Source organism: Pseudomonas sp. B707 (assembly GCF_022496685.1).
Classification (GTDB): domain Bacteria; phylum Pseudomonadota; class Gammaproteobacteria; order Pseudomonadales; family Pseudomonadaceae; genus Aquipseudomonas; species Aquipseudomonas paraglycinae.
Window position 1 is genome coordinate 51,375 of the sequence record NZ_WTVE01000023.1, and the last position, 17,929, is coordinate 69,303.

16 protein-coding genes and 1 pseudogene are annotated in these 17,929 nt (G+C 61.4%); 7 read left to right on the plus strand and 10 right to left on the minus strand.

Annotation, left to right across the window (positions count from 1 at the left end; all coding sequences use genetic code 11):
• Nucleotides 1-191: 191 nt before the first annotated feature.
• Together GQX66_RS10650 and GQX66_RS10655 are read right to left on the minus strand one after the other, a co-directional pair.
• Nucleotides 192-1,309: pseudogene (locus tag GQX66_RS10650) on the minus strand (hypothetical protein).
• A gap of 102 nt (nucleotides 1,310-1,411) precedes the next feature.
• Nucleotides 1,412-1,693: a hypothetical protein gene (locus GQX66_RS10655; protein ID WP_085746344.1), complete on the minus strand. Its 282-nt coding sequence runs from the start codon at nucleotides 1,691-1,693 to the stop codon at nucleotides 1,412-1,414.
• Nucleotides 1,694-1,997: 304 nt separating this feature from the next.
• Here GQX66_RS10655 and GQX66_RS10660 point away from each other — a divergent pair, with 304 nt between their 5' ends.
• The 4 genes from GQX66_RS10660 to GQX66_RS10675 all read left to right on the plus strand — a co-directional run bounded on the left by GQX66_RS10660 (nucleotide 1,998) and on the right by GQX66_RS10675 (nucleotide 6,378).
• Complete coding sequence (locus tag GQX66_RS10660) at nucleotides 1,998-2,501, plus strand: hypothetical protein (RefSeq protein WP_007952668.1); 504 nt, start codon at nucleotides 1,998-2,000, stop codon at nucleotides 2,499-2,501.
• A gap of 152 nt (nucleotides 2,502-2,653) precedes the next feature.
• Nucleotides 2,654-4,582 (plus strand): ATP-dependent DNA helicase RecQ, encoded by a 1,929-nt coding sequence (locus GQX66_RS10665; RefSeq protein ID WP_085746345.1) that lies wholly within the window; start codon nucleotides 2,654-2,656, stop codon nucleotides 4,580-4,582.
• A 109-nt stretch (nucleotides 4,583-4,691) separates the two neighbouring features.
• A complete protein-coding gene (locus tag GQX66_RS10670; RefSeq protein ID WP_085746346.1) occupies nucleotides 4,692-5,915 on the plus strand; it encodes a 3-hydroxyacyl-CoA dehydrogenase in 1,224 nt (407 codons plus the stop codon).
• Nucleotides 5,916-5,946: 31 nt separating this feature from the next.
• Nucleotides 5,947-6,378 carry a thioesterase family protein gene (locus GQX66_RS10675; protein WP_085746347.1) on the plus strand — a complete coding sequence of 144 codons (432 nt, stop codon included), beginning with the start codon at nucleotides 5,947-5,949 and terminating at the stop codon, nucleotides 6,376-6,378.
• Between the two features lie 65 nt (nucleotides 6,379-6,443).
• On the opposite strand, the gene GQX66_RS10680 is transcribed toward GQX66_RS10675, so the two are convergent.
• From GQX66_RS10680 to GQX66_RS10695, 4 genes are all read right to left on the minus strand, one after another.
• Nucleotides 6,444-6,923, minus strand: a complete 480-nt coding sequence (locus GQX66_RS10680; RefSeq protein ID WP_011331978.1) for a YMGG-like glycine zipper-containing protein — start codon at nucleotides 6,921-6,923, stop codon at nucleotides 6,444-6,446.
• Between the two features lie 288 nt (nucleotides 6,924-7,211).
• Complete coding sequence (locus tag GQX66_RS10685; protein ID WP_240868792.1) at nucleotides 7,212-9,560, minus strand: FdhF/YdeP family oxidoreductase; 2,349 nt, start codon at nucleotides 9,558-9,560, stop codon at nucleotides 7,212-7,214.
• The gene (fdhD, locus tag GQX66_RS10690) at nucleotides 9,557-10,396 is read right to left on the minus strand and encodes a formate dehydrogenase accessory sulfurtransferase FdhD (protein ID WP_085684137.1); all 840 of its coding nucleotides are present in this window, start codon (nucleotides 10,394-10,396) and stop codon (nucleotides 9,557-9,559) included. Before fdhD ends, GQX66_RS10685 begins: the two co-directional genes overlap by 4 nt.
• 92 nt (nucleotides 10,397-10,488) lie before the next feature.
• Nucleotides 10,489-11,376 carry a LysR family transcriptional regulator gene (locus GQX66_RS10695; protein ID WP_085746350.1) on the minus strand — a complete coding sequence of 296 codons (888 nt, stop codon included), beginning with the start codon at nucleotides 11,374-11,376 and terminating at the stop codon, nucleotides 10,489-10,491.
• A gap of 137 nt (nucleotides 11,377-11,513) precedes the next feature.
• Here GQX66_RS10695 and lysM point away from each other — a divergent pair, with 137 nt between their 5' ends.
• On the plus strand, nucleotides 11,514-11,954 hold the full coding sequence (gene lysM / locus GQX66_RS10700; RefSeq protein ID WP_039764611.1) for a peptidoglycan-binding protein LysM: 441 nt from the start codon (nucleotides 11,514-11,516) through the stop codon (nucleotides 11,952-11,954).
• 93 nt (nucleotides 11,955-12,047) lie between these two features.
• Here the strand turns inward: lysM and yrfG are convergent, their stop codons facing one another.
• A complete protein-coding gene (gene yrfG / locus GQX66_RS10705; RefSeq protein WP_085746351.1) occupies nucleotides 12,048-12,710 on the minus strand; it encodes a GMP/IMP nucleotidase in 663 nt (220 codons plus the stop codon).
• An 88-nt stretch (nucleotides 12,711-12,798) separates the two neighbouring features.
• On the opposite strand from yrfG, the gene nudE reads away from it, so the two are divergent.
• Nucleotides 12,799-13,365, plus strand: a complete 567-nt coding sequence (nudE, locus tag GQX66_RS10710) for an ADP compounds hydrolase NudE (protein ID WP_085746352.1) — start codon at nucleotides 12,799-12,801, stop codon at nucleotides 13,363-13,365.
• A gap of 5 nt (nucleotides 13,366-13,370) precedes the next feature.
• Nucleotides 13,371-14,204 carry a 3'(2'),5'-bisphosphate nucleotidase CysQ gene (gene cysQ, locus GQX66_RS10715; RefSeq protein ID WP_085746567.1) on the plus strand — a complete coding sequence of 278 codons (834 nt, stop codon included), beginning with the start codon at nucleotides 13,371-13,373 and terminating at the stop codon, nucleotides 14,202-14,204.
• A 13-nt stretch (nucleotides 14,205-14,217) separates the two neighbouring features.
• Here cysQ and GQX66_RS10720 read toward each other — a convergent pair whose 3' ends face one another.
• The 3 genes from GQX66_RS10720 to GQX66_RS10730 are packed head-to-tail and all read right to left on the minus strand — an operon-like array spanning nucleotide 14,218 to nucleotide 17,907.
• Nucleotides 14,218-14,673, minus strand: coding sequence for a YiiD C-terminal domain-containing protein (locus GQX66_RS10720; protein ID WP_240868796.1), 456 nt, complete (start codon nucleotides 14,671-14,673; stop codon nucleotides 14,218-14,220).
• A gap of 40 nt (nucleotides 14,674-14,713) precedes the next feature.
• Entirely contained in the window at nucleotides 14,714-16,102 is a 1,389-nt protein-coding gene (locus tag GQX66_RS10725; RefSeq protein WP_007952638.1) for a sigma-54 dependent transcriptional regulator, read from the minus strand.
• Nucleotides 16,099-17,907, minus strand: coding sequence for an ATP-binding protein (locus tag GQX66_RS10730; protein ID WP_240868798.1), 1,809 nt, complete (start codon nucleotides 17,905-17,907; stop codon nucleotides 16,099-16,101). The genes GQX66_RS10725 and GQX66_RS10730 overlap by 4 nt, the downstream gene beginning before the upstream one ends.
• Nucleotides 17,908-17,929 lie beyond the last annotated feature (22 nt).

A 17,929-nucleotide genomic window follows, 5' to 3' on the forward strand; every position in this document is an offset into this window, starting at 1 on the left:
CTCAGCAGCATACAAGGGCATGTATCAGTTATCTCTGTTTTTCAGGTGACCAAACCTGAATCGCTGATTGGGCAGCGACACTCACAACTATAGATTTGGGCTAACAAGCGCCGATAGAAGACAAGGCGCCGCTGCGTGTAGGAACGGGATGCAGATTCCGGCAGGCCGTTCCTACAGTTCAATCACGGTTTTCAACGAATCGCCCGATACCCCTCAACATCCAGCACACTCGTGGTCAGCCCGGTCGCCGGGCTGTAGATCGTGCCTTTCACCGTGGAAAACGGAACGCCTTTGCTCCCCAGCGAAACGTACCGTTCGCCCTGATCCAGCTCGGTGAACCAGGTGTAGGAGCACTTCTCCATCGCCTTGTATTTCGCTGCCGCGTTGACGATGGTGGCGGCATGGTTGCGCAGGTCGGCGTCGGTGAGGTTTAGGTTTTTGTCGAGGGCGGTGCCCCAGCGTTTCAGGCAGACCTCGGCAAAGTGGCGGACGATGAGGCCGGCACTTTTGGACCACTGTTGCCGTCGGCGGAGGCGTTGCCGACCAGGGTGGCGTGACGGCCGGGCATGGGGAAGATGCTGGTCTTGGTGCCGGTCGCGGTTTGCGGGATGACGCAACTGAAGCCCTTGGAGCGCTCATCCCGCGCATAGAAACCCACATATTCTTTTACGTTGCTGTTGAGCTTTACCCGTTGGTCCTGAAAGTTGCCAATACCTGGTACCGGGTCGATGGCAAAGATATTCACTGGAATGTTTTTCAGTGCACTGTCGTTGAACATGGCATTGGCCAGCATATGGCAACTGATACCGCCGCGGCTCCAGCCCACCAGATTGACTTTTGTTGGAATAACACCGTCCTTGCGAAAGGTTTTAATAATCTGTTCCTGTAACTTCTGTTGCGTGACGCTGCGATCGCCATAGTTATATTTGCGCCACAGCCAGGAACCTTCGACTTTTACATCTTCAATCGGAATGCCGGCGGCTTTTAGGCGGTTGTATTCCGCCTCTGTCAGTTTTTCGCGCTGCCAGTCGCACTTGCCTTTGATGATGTTCATCGCGTGCAGGACGTTTTCCTCCCAACCCTTGCCGAACAAGGTACCGCTGAGGCCGTAGTCCTTGGATTTTGTGAACAGTTCATCAGCTTGCAGGTTGCTGGTGCCGGGGCCATCGACCACGATCCATTCGGCGAACTCGCGGCCAACGTGATGAGAGGCAAGTGTGGAAACCAATTCACCGTCCCAATAGTTTTCGTGGGTGTCATCAAACTTTGTCGAACCCGTACCGCAAAAGAAAATAGTCAGCGTAGTCATGTTGTTGCTCTTGGTTGATGTAAGAGCAAACAGGCTAGTTCCGATCTTTGTTGTAATGGAAGTGATGGGTTGTTGCGAGCTTTGTAAGTTGGTCAGCTGGCTTTAACTATTTATTCGTTGTCTGGCAACTTCCAACAAGTCACAGCCGTCCTGCGTCAACAAATAAAGCGCATTGACGATGTTGGGGATATCTTTCACGTCGGCTTGTTTGAAACACAGGCAGTAAAGAGTTTCCAGCAGATCACTGGCGGCACGCAGGCGTTGATCGGCGGCATTGAGCAAATCACCCGGTGATGCTGCGGTGTCGATGACCATGACCGGGTTGTCGCCGTCGCAGGTCTTGAGAGGGCGAAAACGAGTATTCAGCGGTGTGAACATGTTCATGATTGAGGTGTGTCCTTTACGAAGTCGCTTCGGCGGGCCGACACAGTGTTTTCAGTCGCGCCGGCCACTATAGAAGGGCGCCGTCGAGTGGGACAAGACAGCCACAATGGACAGAATTCGTAGGGGTTTTTCCGGGGTTCGGGCATTTGCCCTACGCGTTTTTGCGGCTTTTTCACAGCCAAACCCTGATGGGCGAAATTTCCTACGTGTTTGTCGGGCGATTCCCGTTAAAGATCTGTATGGTGCGCGCCAGAATCCGTGGGGTGTTTCCAAACGTCCGACACAGACTTAAAGGGAATTAGGTATGCAGTGGCTACGAATGGCCTCGATCGTTTTGCTATGGGCCAGTGGTTGTCGTTTGGCGTTGGCCTCCGAGGCGGGCAATGGGCTGGTGCTCACGCAAGTGGAGCGCACCGAATGGCCGGACGCACTCACGACCCAGGCCAGCATCGACACGGCGTCCCGCGCCGAAGTGCTGATGTTCGGCAAGGCACTGCTGGCCAGCGAAGGCCTGGATGAGTCCGGGCTGAAACAACGTCTGGGCGTGCCGCATGTGCAGCTCAAGTCGATCCGCCAGGTGCGTGACGGCCTATGGGATCGTTTGCTCACCACCTATCGCAACGCCAGCCAGAACTGCGACGAGCAAGCGTTCTGTCCTCGGGTGCGCAGTGTCGCCGACCTGCGTCAGTTGGCGGCGGCATTCACTGGTGATATCAGCCCGGCCCATGCACTGTGGGCCAGCAAAAGCCAGGGCGTGCACGAGCAACTATTGAACGAGCAATTGCGAGTGGCGGTGTTGCAGCCGTAGTCCCGCCGTCACAGTCCCGCCGTCACGACGTTGGCCAAAGGCTGGAGGTCGTCGGGTATCATCCCGTATCGATTTGACCCCGACCTTTTCTCGACGCGCTGCGATCGCCCGCTAGGCTGTTGGCATCACAGCGGTCAACGGAGTGACAGCGAATGCACAACACCCTGGAACAGGTTTTCGGTTATCCACAGTTTCGACCCGGCCAGGAGACTGCGATCAGCGCCGTTCTCGCCGGGCGTTCGGCCGCCGCGATATTTCCCACCGGCTCCGGCAAGTCCCTTTGTTACCAGGTGCCGGCGCTCTTGTTGCCACACCTGACGCTGGTGGTCTCGCCGCTGCTGGCGCTGATGCAGGATCAGCTCGAGTTTTTGCGACGACACGGGATTTCGGCAGGCAGCATCGATTCGGCGCAGAGCCGCGAAGATGCCAATGATGTGATGGCACGTGCCCGTTCCGGCGAACTGAAGATCCTGATGATTTCCGTGGAGCGCTTGAAGAACGAGCGCTTTCGCAATTTTTTGCAGCAGGTGCCGATCTCGCTGCTGGTGGTGGATGAGGCGCACTGCATTTCCGAATGGGGCCACAACTTCCGCCCCGACTACCTCAAACTGCCGGACTACCAGCGCCAGTTCAACATCCCGCAAACCCTGCTGCTGACTGCCACGGCAACGCCGAAAGTGATCGCCGACATGCAGGCGAAATTCGCCATCGCGGCAGAAGATGTGGTGACCACCGGTTTCTATCGACCCAACCTCAATCTGCTGGTCGAGCCGGTGCGTGGGCAGGACAAGCGCCGACGGCTGGTGGAGTGGATGAGCGAGCGCGCGGGGCAGCCGAGCATCGTCTACGTCACGCTGCAGAAAACCGCCGAGCAGATTGCCGAACATCTTGAGCGCAATGGCATTCAGGCCGAGGCTTATCACGCCGGTTTGCCCCATGAGCAACGGGACGGGATCCAGAAGCGCTTCATGGGCGGGCAGTCCAATTGCATCGTCGCCACCATTGCCTTCGGCATGGGCATCGACAAGAGCGACATCCGCAACGTGGTGCATTTCGACCTGCCCAAATCCATCGAAAACTACAGCCAGGAAATCGGCCGCGCCGGACGTGACGGGCAGCCCTCCGACTGCCTGGTGCTGGCCAACCGCGACAGCCTCAACGTGCTGGAAAACTTCGTGTATGGCGACACGCCGGAACAGGACGGCATTCGTCATGTGCTCGACGAGTTGCAGGCCGCCGCGCCCGAAGGCCAATGGGAATTTCTGCTCGGGCCGCTGGCGGACCAGAGCAACATTCGTTCGTTGCCTTTGAAGACGTTGCTGGTGCAACTGGAGCTGCGAGGACTGATTGCCCCGCGCTACGCGTACTACGCCGAGTATCGCTTCAAATACCTGCTGGAACCCGAGGCGTTGCTTGAGCGTTTCGAAGGTGAACGGAGGGATTTCGTCGCCGCGATCATCCAGACCTCAAGCCGCGCACGCACCTGGGCCACGGTGAATTTCGAGGCGATGTACGAGCAGTATTCCGCCGAGCGCAACCGGGTGGTGAAGGCGCTGGATTACTTTCAGGAGAAGGGCTGGGTCGAGCTTGAGAGCAAGCAAATGACCGAGGTCTACAACGTCCAGCGCAGCGATTTCGACAGCCAGGCCCTGAGCGCTGAACTGCATGACTATTTCACCCGCCATGAGCAAACCGAAGTGGCGCGGATTCACGCCATGCTCGAGCTGTTCGCCACCGAGCGATGCCTCGGATATCGGCTGGCCGAATATTTTGGCGATCACAATGCACCGCAGCAGTGCGGACATTGCTCGGTGTGTCACGGGCAAGTCGCCCGGCTGCCGGCGCCGCCGGAATTGCCGGCGCTTGTGGATAAAAACTTTACGGAGTTGTGTGGAGAATTTATCCACAGGCACCAGCAGCACGCTGGCAGCGCTCCGTCGGCGGAGCGGTTGACCCGGTTCCTGTGCGGAATCAGCGTACCGTTGTTTACCAAGCTAAAGGCCCGGGCCATTTCCGGGTTTGCGGCGCTGGAAGAATATCCCTACGCGGAGGTTCGGGCCTGGGCTCAGGCGCATCTGTGAGGTCTCGAATCCATCTGGTGAATGTCGATCATCACGGCAATGAACTTCAAAAATGCCCGGTGGCTGACTATGGTGATGGCTGTCTTCGGATCGCCAACAAGAGAACAACATGAGCCAGACATCCTTCGCTATTCAGCAGGCCGCCGTGATCGGCGCCGGCACCATGGGCCGCGGCATCGTCATGTGCCTGGCCAACGCCGGCGTGTCGGTGCAGTGGGTCGATAACAATCCACAGATGCTCGAGCAGGCGCTGGCCACCGTGGCCGATACCTACGCGCACAACGTGCGACAGGGACGGATCGACCAGGCCGAGGCCGATGCGCGGATTGCCCGTATCAGTGCGGCGCCAGACTATGTGGCGATCCGCAATGTCGACCTGGTGATCGAAGCGGTGTACGAGAATCTTGAGCTCAAGCAGAAGATCTTCCGCGAGCTCGATGGCGTGCTGAAGCCCGAAGCGCTGCTGGCGAGCAATACCTCGGCGCTGGACATCGACGCCATTGCCGCCGCGACACGGCGTCCGACTCAAGTGCTGGGCCTGCATTTCTTCAGCCCGGCGCACATCATGAAGTTGCTGGAAATAGTCCGTGGCGCGCAGACATCACCGGCTGTGCTTGAGGCTGCGCTTGAGCTGGGCAAGCGCATGGGCAAGGTCAGTGTGGTGTCGGGTAACTGCCACGGTTTTATCGGCAACCGCATGCTGCATCCGTATGTGCTCGAAGCGCGCAAGATGTTGCTCGAAGGGGCGTATCCGCATCAGGTCGATGCGGCGTTGCAGAGTTTCGGTTTCGCCATGGGGCCGTTTCGCATGTACGACGTGGTCGGCATCGATCTCGAGTGGCGTGCCCGCGAGCTCGCCGGCAAGGGGCAGGACGCGCCCGAGGTTCAGGTGGATAACCGCTTGTGCGAACAGGGTCGCTTCGGTCAGAAGTCCGGCAACGGTTATTACCACTACGAGCCGGGCAGTCGTCAGGCCGAGCATGATCCCGAGGTCGATGCGCTGGTGTTGAGTGTCAGCGAAGGGTTGGGATTTCATCGGCGGGATATCGGCTCGGAGGAGATCCTTGAGCGATGCCTGCTGGCGTTGGTCAACGAGGGCGCGAAGATCCTGCAGGAAGGGATTGCCGAGTCGGCGCATGACATCGATCAGGTCTATCTGAATGGCTATGGCTTCCCGGCGGAGCGGGGCGGGCCGATGGCCTGGGCGGACGATCAGGGGCTGGCCGATATTCACAAGCGATTGCTGGCGCTGGAGACCCGGCAGGGTGATCACTGGCGGCCGGCACAATTGATCGGCGAGCTGGCGGCGCGCGGCAAGGGTTTTTATCTTTAGACTGAGCAGATCACTTCAGGAATCGACACTGATGTCCAACCCGATGCCGCAACGCAGCAATTACCCACACTTCCAGCCGATCACCACGCGCTGGCATGACAACGACGCCTACGGTCACGTCAACAACGTTACCTATTACAGCTTCTTCGACACGGCGGTGAACACCTACCTGATCCAGGTCGGAGGGCTGGATATCCATGACGGCGAGGTGGTGGGATTTGTGGTGAGTTCGTCCTGCGACTACTTCGCGTCGATCGCTTTTCCGGATCGAATCGAGATTGGCCTGCGGGTCGGCAAGCTGGGCAACAGTTCGGTGCAATACGAACTGGCGGTGTTCAAGGAAGGAGAACAGGAAGCCTGTGCCGCCGGGCGCTTCGTGCATGTATTCGTCGACCGGGCATCCAATCAGCCGGTGTCGATTCCGGCCCGATTGCGCGAAGCGCTGGAACGCCTGACGGTGTGACGGACAAAAAAAATCGCAGCCCGGGGGAGCTGCGATCTGGGGGTATCAGCTAACGAGGCCAGGCCTCAGTCGCGATAGTAGCGGTGGTGCTTGCGATGGCCATAGGCATGGCCACGACCTGGGTGACGGTCACGGTAGTAGCGACGATCATCATGGCGACGATCGTAATGACGATCGTCGTCATCGCTCTTGTTGCCCATGTAGTTGCCCAGCGCGCCACCCGCGCCGCCGCCGGCTGCTGCGCCGATCAGGCTGCCGGTGGTGCCGCCCATGCTGCGGCCGACCACGTTGCCGCCGGCTGCGCCCAGCGCACCGCCGATGGCTGCTTCGCCACGGCTGCGCTTGTCGGCGCCCACCGCACTACCACCCGCGCCGCCCAGGGCTGCGCCAATGGTTGAACCTGTACTGCCGCCTAGCGATTGACCGACGACCGAGCCAAGAACCCCGCCCAATGCGCCGCCCACACCTGCTTCGGTGGTGCCTCCGGCAGAAGCGAAGCCACTGACCAGGCCAAGGGACAACAAGAGAATCGAGGAGAACTTCATAGAGGAGCCTCAAAGGGATGACGGCGCGATCCTGAGGCTCTGGAATGGGCGTGACAATCAAAATCCGACGAATAGCACGACCTGTATACAATTCTGCAAGTTGCTGATTTTTGGGCGGAACTTAACCGATTTTCGCCGGTCTTTAGCTACTTCGGACAGGCCGCTTTGATCACAAAGCGGCCTTTTTTGTGGGCGTTTGAAAAGTGTCTGCGAGATCTATCGAGTCTGACTTTCGGACGCGGAGCGTCCACGGCTTCGCTCCCACGCAGAGCGTGGGAGCGATCAGAATCAGGCCGACTTGGCCATGATCAGCCCCGTCTCACTCGCCGCTTCCAACCGGATAGCGATGAATTTCGACGTCGGCGTATGGCTGCCATCGCCGGTACTCTCCAGCGGCACCAACGGGTTCACTTCAGGGTAATAAGCCGCCGCCTGCCCCGCCGGGATATCGAACGCCAGCAGCGTGAAGCCCTTCACCCGACGCTCGCGACCATCGTCCCACAGCGACACGATGTCAGCCTTCTGCCCCGGTTTGAAGCCCAGGCGAATGATGTCCGCCTCGTTGGCGAACAGCACATCACGTTGCCCCTTCACCCCGCGATAACGATCGTCGAGACCATAAATCGTGGTGTTGTACTGATCGTGGGAACGCATCGATTGCAGGATCAGATCCGGCAGTTTGCCGGTAGCGCGAGTGCGCTCGTGGATCAGGTCCTTGGGCAGCATGTTCGGCTTGAAGTTGGCCCGGCCTGACGTGGTGTTCCACTTGCGCGCGCCGGCGCTGTTGCCGAGGTAGAAACCGCCCGGGTTCTTGACCTTCTCGTTGAAATCCTTGAAGCCCGGGATGGTATCGGCGATCAGTTCGCGGATACGCCGGTAGTCGGCCACCAGCCAGTTCCAGTCCACCGGTTTGCTGCCCAGTGTTGCGGCGGCGATGCCGGCGATGATCGACGGCTCCGAGCGCATCTGGTTCGACAGCGGCTGCAACTGACCGTTGGAGGCGTGCACCATGCTGAACGAGTCTTCCACGGTGACGGCCTGCGGGCCTTCGGTCTGGATATCGATGTCGGTACGGCCCAGGCACGGCAGGATCAACGCGTCCTTGCCGTGAGCCAGGTGGCTGCGGTTGAGCTTGGTGCTGATCTGCACAGTCAGGTCGCAGGTGCTCAGGGCCTGGAAGGTGCGCGGGCTGTCCGGCGTGGCCCGGGCGAAGTTGCCGCCCAGACCGATGAACACCTTGGCGCGACCTTCGGCCATCGCATGAATCGCTTCGACCACGTTGTGCCCGTTGTGACGTGGAACCTTGAACTGGAAGCGACGCTCGAGGGAATCGAGGAACGCCACCGGCGGACGCTCGTTGATGCCCATGGTGCGGTCGCCCTGCACGTTACTGTGGCCACGCACCGGGCACAGTCCGGCGCCGGGTTTGCCGATGTTGCCGCGCAGCAGCATCAGGTTGGCGATTTCCTGGATGGTCGGCACCGAGTGACGATGCTGGGTGATGCCCATCGCCCAGCACATGATCACGTTCTTGCCTTTGGCGTACATGCGCGCCGCTTGCTCGATTTCCACCAGGGTCAGGCCGGACTGCGCGACGATCTGCTCCCACGGCGTGTCATCGACGACGCCGAGGTATTCCAGCACGTTGACGCTGTGTTCATTGAGGAAGTCGTGATCGAACACCGCCGGTGCGCCGGCCTTCTGCGCCTCGCGTTCCCATTGCAGCAGGAACTTGGCCATGCCGCGCAGCACCGCCATGTCGCCGCCCAGCGCCGGGCGGAAATACGCGGTGTTGGTCGGCTTGTCGCCGTTGGTGAGCATTTCGATCGGGTGCTGTGGATGCTGGAAGCGTTCCAGACCCCGCTCTTTCAGCGGGTTGATGCACACCACCTGAGCGCCGCGTTTCACCGCTTCACGCAGGGGTTCGAGCATGCGCGGGTGGTTGGTGCCCGGGTTCTGGCCCCAGACGAAAATCGCGTCGGCGTGTTCGAAATCGTCGAAGGTCACGGTGCCTTTGCCGACGCCGACACTCTGCGCCAGCGCCACGCCGCTGGCCTCGTGGCACATGTTCGAGCAGTCGGGGAAGTTGTTGGTGCCGAAGGCGCGCACGAACAGTTGATACAGGTACGCCGCTTCATTGCTGGCGCGGCCGGAGGTGTAGAACTCGGCCTGATCCGGACTCGACAGCGCTCGCAGGTGTTTGCCGATCAGCGCGTAGGCATCGTCCCAGCTGATCGGCTTGTAGCGATCGGTTTCGGCGTCATACACCACTGGCTCGGTCAGGCGACCCTGATATTCGAGCCAGTAGTCGCTCTGTTCGAGCAACGCGGTGACGCTGTGCTTGGCGAAGAATTTGCCGTCCACCCGGCGCTTGGTCGCTTCCCAGTTCACCGCCTTGGCGCCGTTCTCGCAGAATTTGACCATGCCGCTTTCCGGCGAGTCGCCCCAGGCGCAGCCCGGGCAGTCGAAGCCGCCGTTCTGGTTGGTCTTGAGCATCATGCGCAGGTTTTTCAGGGCGTTGTCGCTGGTCAACCAGGCCTGGGCCACGCTGATCAGGGCGCCCCAGCCACCGGCCGGGCCCTTGTAAGGCTTGTAGCGCGGAACGGGTTTCTGGTCGGCTTGATGATGTTGGCTCACGGGTGTTTCTCCATTTCTGGGCTATACACCCGCGGCGCGTTTTTCTGCGGCAGGTGAATGAGATTGAGGTTATGGCGTCGGGCCCATTGCACGGCGAGGCCGGTGGGCGCGGACAGGCTGACCAGGGTCTGAATCCCGGCCCGCAAAACTTTCTGGATCAATTCGAGGCTGCAACGGCTGGTGACAATCGCCAGGCCGCCGGCTGTGGATATCTTTTGCCGGATCAGGCCGCCGATCAGTTTGTCGAGGGCGTTGTGCCGGCCGATGTCTTCGCGGCCCAGCAGCAATTCACCGCTGGCGTTCATGAACACCGCCGCGTGCACCGCACCGCAATGCTGGCCGAGCGGCTGAAACGCGCCGATGCGCTGGCGCAGACCGTCGAGCCATTCGATGGGCGGCAAGGGGGCGCCGGGCAAAACCTTGAGGTCAGGCAGCGCCTGCTCTACCGCTTCCACGCCGCACAACCCGCAACCGCTGGTGCCGGCCAGTTGCCGGCGCTGCTGTTTAAGGTTCCAGAAGGCGCGGTTGGCGATGGTTACTTGTGCGTATTGCGCCGAGCCCGAGCCGGTCAGTTGCAGGTCGTAGATGTCCGAGGCGTCTTCGATGATGCCGCTGCCGAGGCTGAAGCCGACGATGAAGTCTTCAAGGTCGGTCGGCGTCACCAGCATCACGGCCTGACTGATGCCGTTGTAGGCAATCGCCAACGCGACTTCTTCGGCCAGCGCGGTGCTGGCCGATTCCGCGAGGGGGAGATCGCTGTAGCTGTAGGTCTGACTGGCGGCAGGCGCGGGCGTTTCGAGAGCAGGCGCCGCGCAGGCCGGGCGCTTGGCGTTCATGGCATCACCGACGGATTGATCAACGTTAAGACTAGGCGCGGCAAGTTGTCGCGTCTAATCGCTAGTGTCGATCCTTCGATAGATGCCGTCGATCAAGCCTCCGCTGGTGATTTCTGATAAAGCGCGAAACAGGCCTCGGCCAACGCCGATCGTGGGGCGCCGCGACGCATGATCAGGCCCAGGCGGGCGAGGGTCTGGGCGTTTTCGATGGGTTGCAGACGCAGGTTATCCGTGAGGTTTTCCAGGCCGCCATCGAGTGGCATCACCGCGCAGCACAGCCCGCCGTGCACCGCTTGCAACAATTGGTGGACGGCGTCGGTTTGCAGCAACGGTTGCGGCGTCAGGCCACGACTGTGGAAGTTATGGTCGATGGACTGGCGAAAGTGCATGCCGCTGGTGAGCATGCCCAGGGGCAGTTCGATCAGTGATTCCCAACTCAGCGGCGCTTCGCCAAAGCTGAAGAACCGCTGGTCGTAGAGCAGGCCCATCTGCGTTTCACTGAAGGCCAGGGATTCAAACCGCTCGCCGTCGAGGCGGTCCAGATAAGACACGCCAATGTCGATCCGATTGTTCGCCAGTTGCTCCAGAACCTGTTCCGAGCTCAGCGAAGACAGTTCGAAGCGCAGGTTCGGGTGTTGCGCGTGCAGGCGTTGCATCAGGGGCAGCGCGTCGAAACTCGACAACGGCACCACGCCCAGCCGAAGGGTGCCGATCAGATTGCCGCGACACGCCGCCGCTTCCGCCTGCAAGCCGTCGTAGGCCGCCAGCACTGTGCGCGCCCAAGCCAGCACCCGTTCGCCCGGCGCGGTAAAGCCTTCGAAGCGCTGGCCACGGTTGACCAGTGGCAGGTCGAGTTCTTCCTCAAGGCTGCGCAGGCGCATCGACAGGGTCGGCTGGGTGATGTGGCAGCGGGCGGCGGCCTGGCCGAAATGGCGGGTTTCGTCGAGGGCGATGAGGAATTTCAGCTGCTTGATGTCCATCTTCGCTCCGGGGCGCTGGCAAGGGTGGGCGATTCTACCGCTTGCGCGGGGGCAGGGTCATTGGTCGGGCCGCAACCGGGTTTGTCCGGGGTGGTCTAGGCTTGGGCGTCTGGAACTTAAATCAAGGAGTGTGCGCTATGAGTCTTTTGAGCTTTGTGAAAGAGGCCGGTGAGAAGTTGCTAGACCTGTTGACCCCTGGCAACGCCAATGCCAGCGAGCAATTGAAGGAGCACATCAGCAAGGTCGGGTTGGGTAACCCGAATGTTCAGGCGACCGTGGACGGTGACAAGGTGACGGTCACCGGTGAAGTGGCGAGCCAGGAAGAGAAAGAGAAGATTCTTCTGGCAGTGGGCAACATTGCCGGTGTCGGCAGCGTCGATGACCAGATCACCGTGACCGGGCCGGTTGTGGCGGCGGCGCGTTTTGTGGTCGTGAAGAAGGGCGACACCCTCAGCGCGATTTCCCTGGCGGTGTATGGCAACGCCAACCAGTACAACAAAATCTTCGAGGCCAACAAGCCGCTGCTGTCACATCCGGACAAGATTTATCCGGGGCAGACGCTGCGTATTCCTGAATAACCGCAGATATCGCAATCGCGAGCAGGCTCGCTCCCACATTGGAATGCATTTCTATTGTGGGAGCGAGCCTGCTCGCGATGGGGACGATGCGGTCTACAGGCCCGCAATCAAATCCCGATAATCCTCGACCGCCGCAAATTCCCCGGTGTCCTTCGGCCCTTTGCGGCTGTCCGGCTCCTTCACGGCCAACAAATGCGTCACGCCGAAATTCCGCGCACTGCGCAGGATCGGCAAGGTGTCGTCGATGAACAGGCTGCGTGCCGGGTCAAAACCGATATCGGCCTGCAACGCGTCCCAGAACTGCGGATTCTCCTTGGGAAAACCGTAATCGTGAGAGCTGATCAGCCTTTCAAAGTACGGCGCCAGTTCGATTCGTTCCAGTTTCAGCGACAGTGAATCGCGGTGCGCGTTGGTGATCATCACCACGCGTTTGCCGGCTCGTTTGATCGCTTCCAGAAAGGTGTCGGCGTCCGGACGCAGGGCGATCAGGTGGGCGGTTTCCAGTTTCAGTTCACGCACCGACAGCTTCAGCTCCGCGCTCCAGAAGTCCAGGCAGTACCACTGCAACTGACCGGCATGGCGCTCGAACAGCGGCTGCAATTCCATTTCCGCCATCGCCCGGCTCACGCCGTGCAGTTCGGCGTAGCGCTGCGGCAGGTGTTCCAGCCAGAAGTGGTTGTCAAAGTGCAGGTCGAGCAACGTTCCGTCCATGTCCAGCAGAACGGTATCGATGTCGGACCACGGTAATGAAGGCATGGCAACGTCTCGAACGGTAGAAAGATATCCGACGCAAACAATCGGAAAAGCCGCGTTATAGTAGCGCGTTCACGCCAAGGAGCTTTGCATGCGCCAGAAACCCACCGTACTTGCCCGCGAGATCGTCGCCACCAGCCGGCTGTTCTGCGTCGAAGAGCTGAAGCTGCGTTTCTCCAACGGCGTTGAACGTACCTACGAGCGACTGGTAGGCAAGGGCGCCGGCTATGGCGCGGTGATGATAGTAGCGATGCTCGATGCCGAGCACGCGGTGCTGGTCGAGGAATACTGCGGCGGCACCGACGAATATGAACTGTCGCTGCCCAAAGGCCTGATCGAACCCGGCGAAGACGTGCTGGCTGCCGCCGAACGCGAACTCAAGGAAGAAGCCGGTTATGGCGCGCGACAACTGGAGCATCTGACCGAGCTGTCGTTGTCCCCCGGTTACATGAGCCAGAAAATTCAGGTGGTGCTGGCCACCGATTTGTACGAAGAGCGCCTCGAAGGCGATGAGCCCGAGCCGATGCGTGTGGACAAGGTCAACCTGCGGGAACTGTCGGCGCTGGCGCAGAATCCGAATTTCAGTGAGGGCCGCGCCCTGGCGGCGTTATACCTGACCCGCGACCTGCTTACCCAGCGCGGATTTTTTCAGGCATGAGTGAGATATCGATGAATTTTCCCCATCCGTTGATGGCGCCGGTGGTCGAGCTGGCACTGCGGGCCGGCGAGGCGATCCTGCCGTTCTGGCGTGCCGGTGTGGCCGTCACCGCCAAGTCCGATGATTCGCCGGTGACGGCGGCGGACATGGCCGCGCATCACGTGATCGTGGCCGGCCTGACAGCGCTGGATCCGAGCATTCCGGTGCTGTCCGAAGAGGACGCCAACATCCCGCAGAGCGTGCGCGCCGGCTGGCAGCGCTGGTGGCTGGTGGACCCGCTGGATGGCACCAAGGAGTTCATCAGCGGCAGCGAAGAGTTCACCGTCAACATCGCGCTGATCGAGAACGGCCGGGTGGTGTTCGGTGTGGTGACGATGCCGACCAACGGTCGCTTCTACGTCGGCGGAGCCGGGCTTGGTGCCTGGCGCGGCGACACGGGCGGCACGCCGGTGGCAATTCAGGTTCGTGACGTGCCGGGACCTGGCGAAGCGTTTACCGTGGTTGCCAGCCGCCGTCATTCGAGCCCGGAGCAGGAACGCTTGCTCGCCGGATTGAGTGCCAGCCTTGGAGAGTTGCAACTGGCCAACATCGGCAGTTCGCTGAAGTTCTGTCTGCTGGCCGAAGGTGCTGCCGATTGCTACCCGCGTCTGGCGCCGACTTCGCAGTGGGACACGGCGGCGGCGCAGGGCGTTCTGGAAGGGGCGGGCGGTGAAGTGCTCGATCTGAGTGGCGCAGCGTTCTGTTATCCAGCTCGGGAGTCTTTGTTGAACAGTTTCTTCCTGGCGTTGCCGGCGAAAGCAGCATGGCGGGCGAAGCTGCTCGAACTCGCCCGCTCGTAAGCGCGCTCAGTCTTCAGCGGTGCAGGACGTACTGCCCGCTGAAGGTCACTGCATCCTCATCGCTACCGGCATTGATGACCCGCGTATGCAGAGTCAATCGCGCCCGTCCGTAACGCTGATACATCGCCAGAAATTTCTTCCACTGCGTTGCACTCGGTGACGGGCAGATCGCAATGGCATCGCCGGTCACAGGCAGTGGATAACTGATCTGCCCTTCCTGAATCACGATGTGCCCGTCTTCGATGCCTTCCTCTTTCAAACGCAAATGCAGCCAGCCCCAGCCGGCCAGCACCGCGCCGCAATACAGGCTGCCACCGAACATGGTGCTCTTGTGATTGACGTTGGCGTCCAGCGGCAGATGCAGGCGCAGTTGCTGTTCCTGCCAGTCGAGCACCTTGAGGCCTATGTCCCGGGTCAGTGGGATATCGTGGTGAAGGACCGATTCCAGATAACGACTGTCGTGCTTCATGCCCGGACCTCTTGCGGCAGAAAAGTGAATTGAGCGTGCTTCATTCGGATTCGTCGGAATGGCCGCCGCTGCCAGCGAAATTCAGACCGTGCTTGCGCAGTTTGTCGTGCAGGGTCTTGCGCGGAATGCCCAGGGCTTCGGCGAGACTGCGCACGGAACCGTGAGAACGGGCCAGTTCGGCGGCGATCAGGGATTTCTCGAAGTTTTCCACTTGCTCGCTGAGCCCGCCCGCCGTGATTTCGACGGTGGTGCCGGGGCTGCCATCGGGCTGCGTGTTGTCCAGTGCCAGTTCCAGACCGAGGGCAAAACGCTCCGCCGCGTTCTGCAATTCCCGCACGTTGCCCGGCCATGAGTGCCGCAGCAGCAACGCCCGTTGCGCCGGTTGCAGTTCATGCGGTGGCAGACCATGGCGGGCGCTGGCTTCGTCGGCGTAATGCTGGAACAGCATCAACGCGTCTTCGCCCCGTTCACGCAGTGGTGGAATGCGCAGCGGCGCCACATTGAGGCGGTAATACAAGTCCGCCCGGAATCGCCCCTGATCCGCGGCCTGGCGCAGGTCTTCCTTGGTGGCGGCGATGACGCGGATGTCCAGCGGGATCAACTGATTGCCGCCCAGACGCTCGACCACGCGCTCCTGCAGCATGCGCAGCAGTTTGACCTGCACGTCCATGCTCATGCTCTCGATTTCATCGAGGAACAACGTGCCGCCATTGGCAAATTCGAACTTGCCGATCCGGCGCTTTTGCGCGCCGGTGAAGGCGCCGGGCTCATGGCCGAACAATTCGCTTTCGACCACCGATTCGGCCAGCGCGCCGGCGTTGATCGCCACGAACGGGCCGTTACGCCGGCTCGACAGATCGTGCAGGGCGCGGGCGACGACTTCCTTGCCGGCGCCGGTTTCGCCGAGGATCAGCACGTCGGCCTTGGTCGCCGCCAGCGCGCCGATCTGCTCGCGCAGGCGTGACATCGGCGCGGACTGGCCGACCAGCCGCGCGCTCAGTTCGTTGCGATCACTCAGGGCCATGCGCAGGCTGCGGTTGTCCAGCACCAGACGCCGCAGGGCCAGGGCGCGGCGCACGCTGTCGAGCAGGGCGTCGCTGGCGAAAGGTTTTTCCAGAAAGTCATAGGCACCGGCGCGCATGGCCTGCACGGCCAGTGGCACGTCGCCGTGGCCGGTGATCAGCAGCACCGGCAATTCCGGATCCTGAGCGTGCAGTTCGCTCAGCAGCTCCAGGCCATCCATGCCGGGCATGCGGATGTCGCTGACCACCACGCCCGGCCAGTCGCGCTCCAGTTGCGCGGCCAGGCCCTTGGCTTCGGACAGCGGGAGAATTTTCAGGCCGGCCAGATCCAGAGTCTGGCCGAGGGCCTGACGCAGGTGCGGGTCGTCGTCGATCAGCACCACCTGAATGCGGTTGTCGATGGTCATGCGCTTCGATCCTCGGACGGTTGCAGGCTGACCCCGGGCGCGCCGGCGCGCAGCCGCAGGGTGATCAAGGCGCCACCTTGCTTGTGGTTGGCGAACGACAGTTCACCGCCGAAGGCGCGCATCAGGGTTTCGCAAATGGCCAACCCCAGACCCAGGCCTTGAGTGCGGGTCTTGGTCGTGTAAAACGGTTCGCTGGCACGGCCCAGGGCTTCCATGCAGAAACCCGGGCCATTGTCGCGAATGTACAGGTTGACGCCGTCATCGGTGGATTCGGCACTCAGCCACAATTTACGCGGCGGGCCTTTCTCGGTCAGGGCATCGAGAGCGTTGGCCAGCAGGTTGCCCAGCACCTGGCGCAGTCGGGTTTCCCCGGCTTCGACCCACAATGTTGCGGCGGGCAAGTCGCGGATCAGCTCGACATCCATGCTCCGGCGACGTTTGGCCAGCAAGGCGAGTGCGTCGTCCAGCGCCGGTTGCAGGGCGACACTTTCCGGGGCGTGGCGGTCGCGACGAGCGAAGGCGCGCAGGTGAGCGATGATCGAGGCCATGCGCCCGGTCAGCTCGCTGATCAGTTTGAGGTTGCCTCGGGCGTCTTCGGTGCGTTCGTGGTCGAGCAGCACTTCGGCGTTTTCGGCGTAGCTGCGGATCGCCGCCAGTGGCTGGTTGAGTTCGTGGCTGATGCTCGCCGACATCGTCCCCAGCGCCGACAGTTTGCCGGCCTGCACCAGATCGTCCTGGGCGCGCACCAGTTCCTGCTGGGCCTGTTCGCGTTCCAGCACCTCTTGCTTGAGGCGCCGGTTGAGGCCTTCGAGATCGCTGGTGCGTTCGGCAACCCGGCCCTCAAGTTCCCGCCGGGCCTTGGCTTCGAAGGCGATCCGTTCCAGGTAATGACGACGACGCTGCATCATCAGGCCCAGCAACAACATGACTACCAGCAAGGTGGCGCCGCCGATCGCCACCACCGTGCGCACCGGTCGGTCGATCAAGGTACGCGGGGCAAGAATGCTCACGCTCCAGCCGGTTTCCGCGATCTCCTGGGTTTGCGGCAACCACGCGGTCGGGCTCAGGTTCAGCGGGCGTGGCTCGCGGGTCGGGTAGGGCTGGATTGCGGTGATCGCCGCGCGCTCGGTATCACTCAGGGTGCGGGTCGCGCGAAAACGCCATTCCGGGCGCGAGGTGAGGATGACCACGCCGTTGTGGTCGGTCACCAGCAGTTGTTCCGGGGTTTTGCCCCACAGGCTTTCGGTGTGGTCGAGGTCAACCTTGATCACCAGCACGCCGATGATTTTTTCGCCGTTGCGCACCGCTGCGGCGAAGAAATAGCCGCGTTTGGCGGAAGTGGTGCCCAACCCGAAGAAGCGCCCGAGGCGGCCGGCCATCGCTTCGCTGAAGTACGGCCGGAAAGAGAAATTGCGCCCGACGAAGCTGTCGTGCTTGTCCCAGTTCGATGCAGCGAGCGTTTGACCGTTGGTGTCCATCAGGTACATGACTTCGGCGCCGGTCTGCGCAGCGATGTTCTTCAACAGGCGGTTGGCGTTGCCCTGGGTCACACCGTCGTCCGGCGCCCCGAGCACCGCGCGCAGGGCCGGCAGGTCGCCGAGGATTTGCGGCAGCACTTCGTAGCGATGCAGGGTGCCCAGCAGGTTGGCGACGTAGAGGTCGAGGGTCTGGCGGTTCTGGCCGGCCAGTTCGCTGCGGTAATAGCGCTCGGCGAGATGCTCCAGCGGCCACAGCAGCGGAGCCAGACACAGGGCCAGCAGGGCGAGGCTGCGCCAGCGGGGGCGACGGGGAAGAGTCGGAGTCATGAGCATCGGGCGCCTGTGGGTA

Bases quoted from the DNA above. Each gene is read 5' to 3' on its own strand.
- GQX66_RS10695 (WP_085746350.1), bottom strand. From the start codon at position 11,376: ATGGACATCAAGCAGCTGAAATTCCTCATCGCCCTCGACGAAACCCGC.
- GQX66_RS10730 (WP_240868798.1), bottom strand. From the start codon at position 17,907: ATGACTCCGACTCTTCCCCGTCGCCCCCGCTGGCGCAGCCTCGCCCTG.
- lysM (WP_039764611.1), top strand. From the start codon at position 11,514: ATGAGTCTTTTGAGCTTTGTGAAAGAGGCCGGTGAGAAGTTGCTAGAC.
- GQX66_RS10655 (WP_085746344.1), bottom strand. From the start codon at position 1,693: ATGAACATGTTCACACCGCTGAATACTCGTTTTCGCCCTCTCAAGACC.
- fdhD (WP_085684137.1), bottom strand. From the start codon at position 10,396: ATGAACGCCAAGCGCCCGGCCTGCGCGGCGCCTGCTCTCGAAACGCCC.
- GQX66_RS10725 (WP_007952638.1), bottom strand. From the start codon at position 16,102: ATGACCATCGACAACCGCATTCAGGTGGTGCTGATCGACGACGACCCG.
- GQX66_RS10675 (WP_085746347.1), top strand. From the start codon at position 5,947: ATGTCCAACCCGATGCCGCAACGCAGCAATTACCCACACTTCCAGCCG.
- yrfG (WP_085746351.1), bottom strand. From the start codon at position 12,710: ATGCCTTCATTACCGTGGTCCGACATCGATACCGTTCTGCTGGACATG.
- nudE (WP_085746352.1), top strand. From the start codon at position 12,799: ATGCGCCAGAAACCCACCGTACTTGCCCGCGAGATCGTCGCCACCAGC.
- GQX66_RS10665 (WP_085746345.1), top strand. From the start codon at position 2,654: ATGCACAACACCCTGGAACAGGTTTTCGGTTATCCACAGTTTCGACCC.
- GQX66_RS10670 (WP_085746346.1), top strand. From the start codon at position 4,692: ATGAGCCAGACATCCTTCGCTATTCAGCAGGCCGCCGTGATCGGCGCC.
- GQX66_RS10680 (WP_011331978.1), bottom strand. From the start codon at position 6,923: ATGAAGTTCTCCTCGATTCTCTTGTTGTCCCTTGGCCTGGTCAGTGGC.
- GQX66_RS10660 (WP_007952668.1), top strand. From the start codon at position 1,998: ATGCAGTGGCTACGAATGGCCTCGATCGTTTTGCTATGGGCCAGTGGT.
- GQX66_RS10720 (WP_240868796.1), bottom strand. From the start codon at position 14,673: ATGAAGCACGACAGTCGTTATCTGGAATCGGTCCTTCACCACGATATC.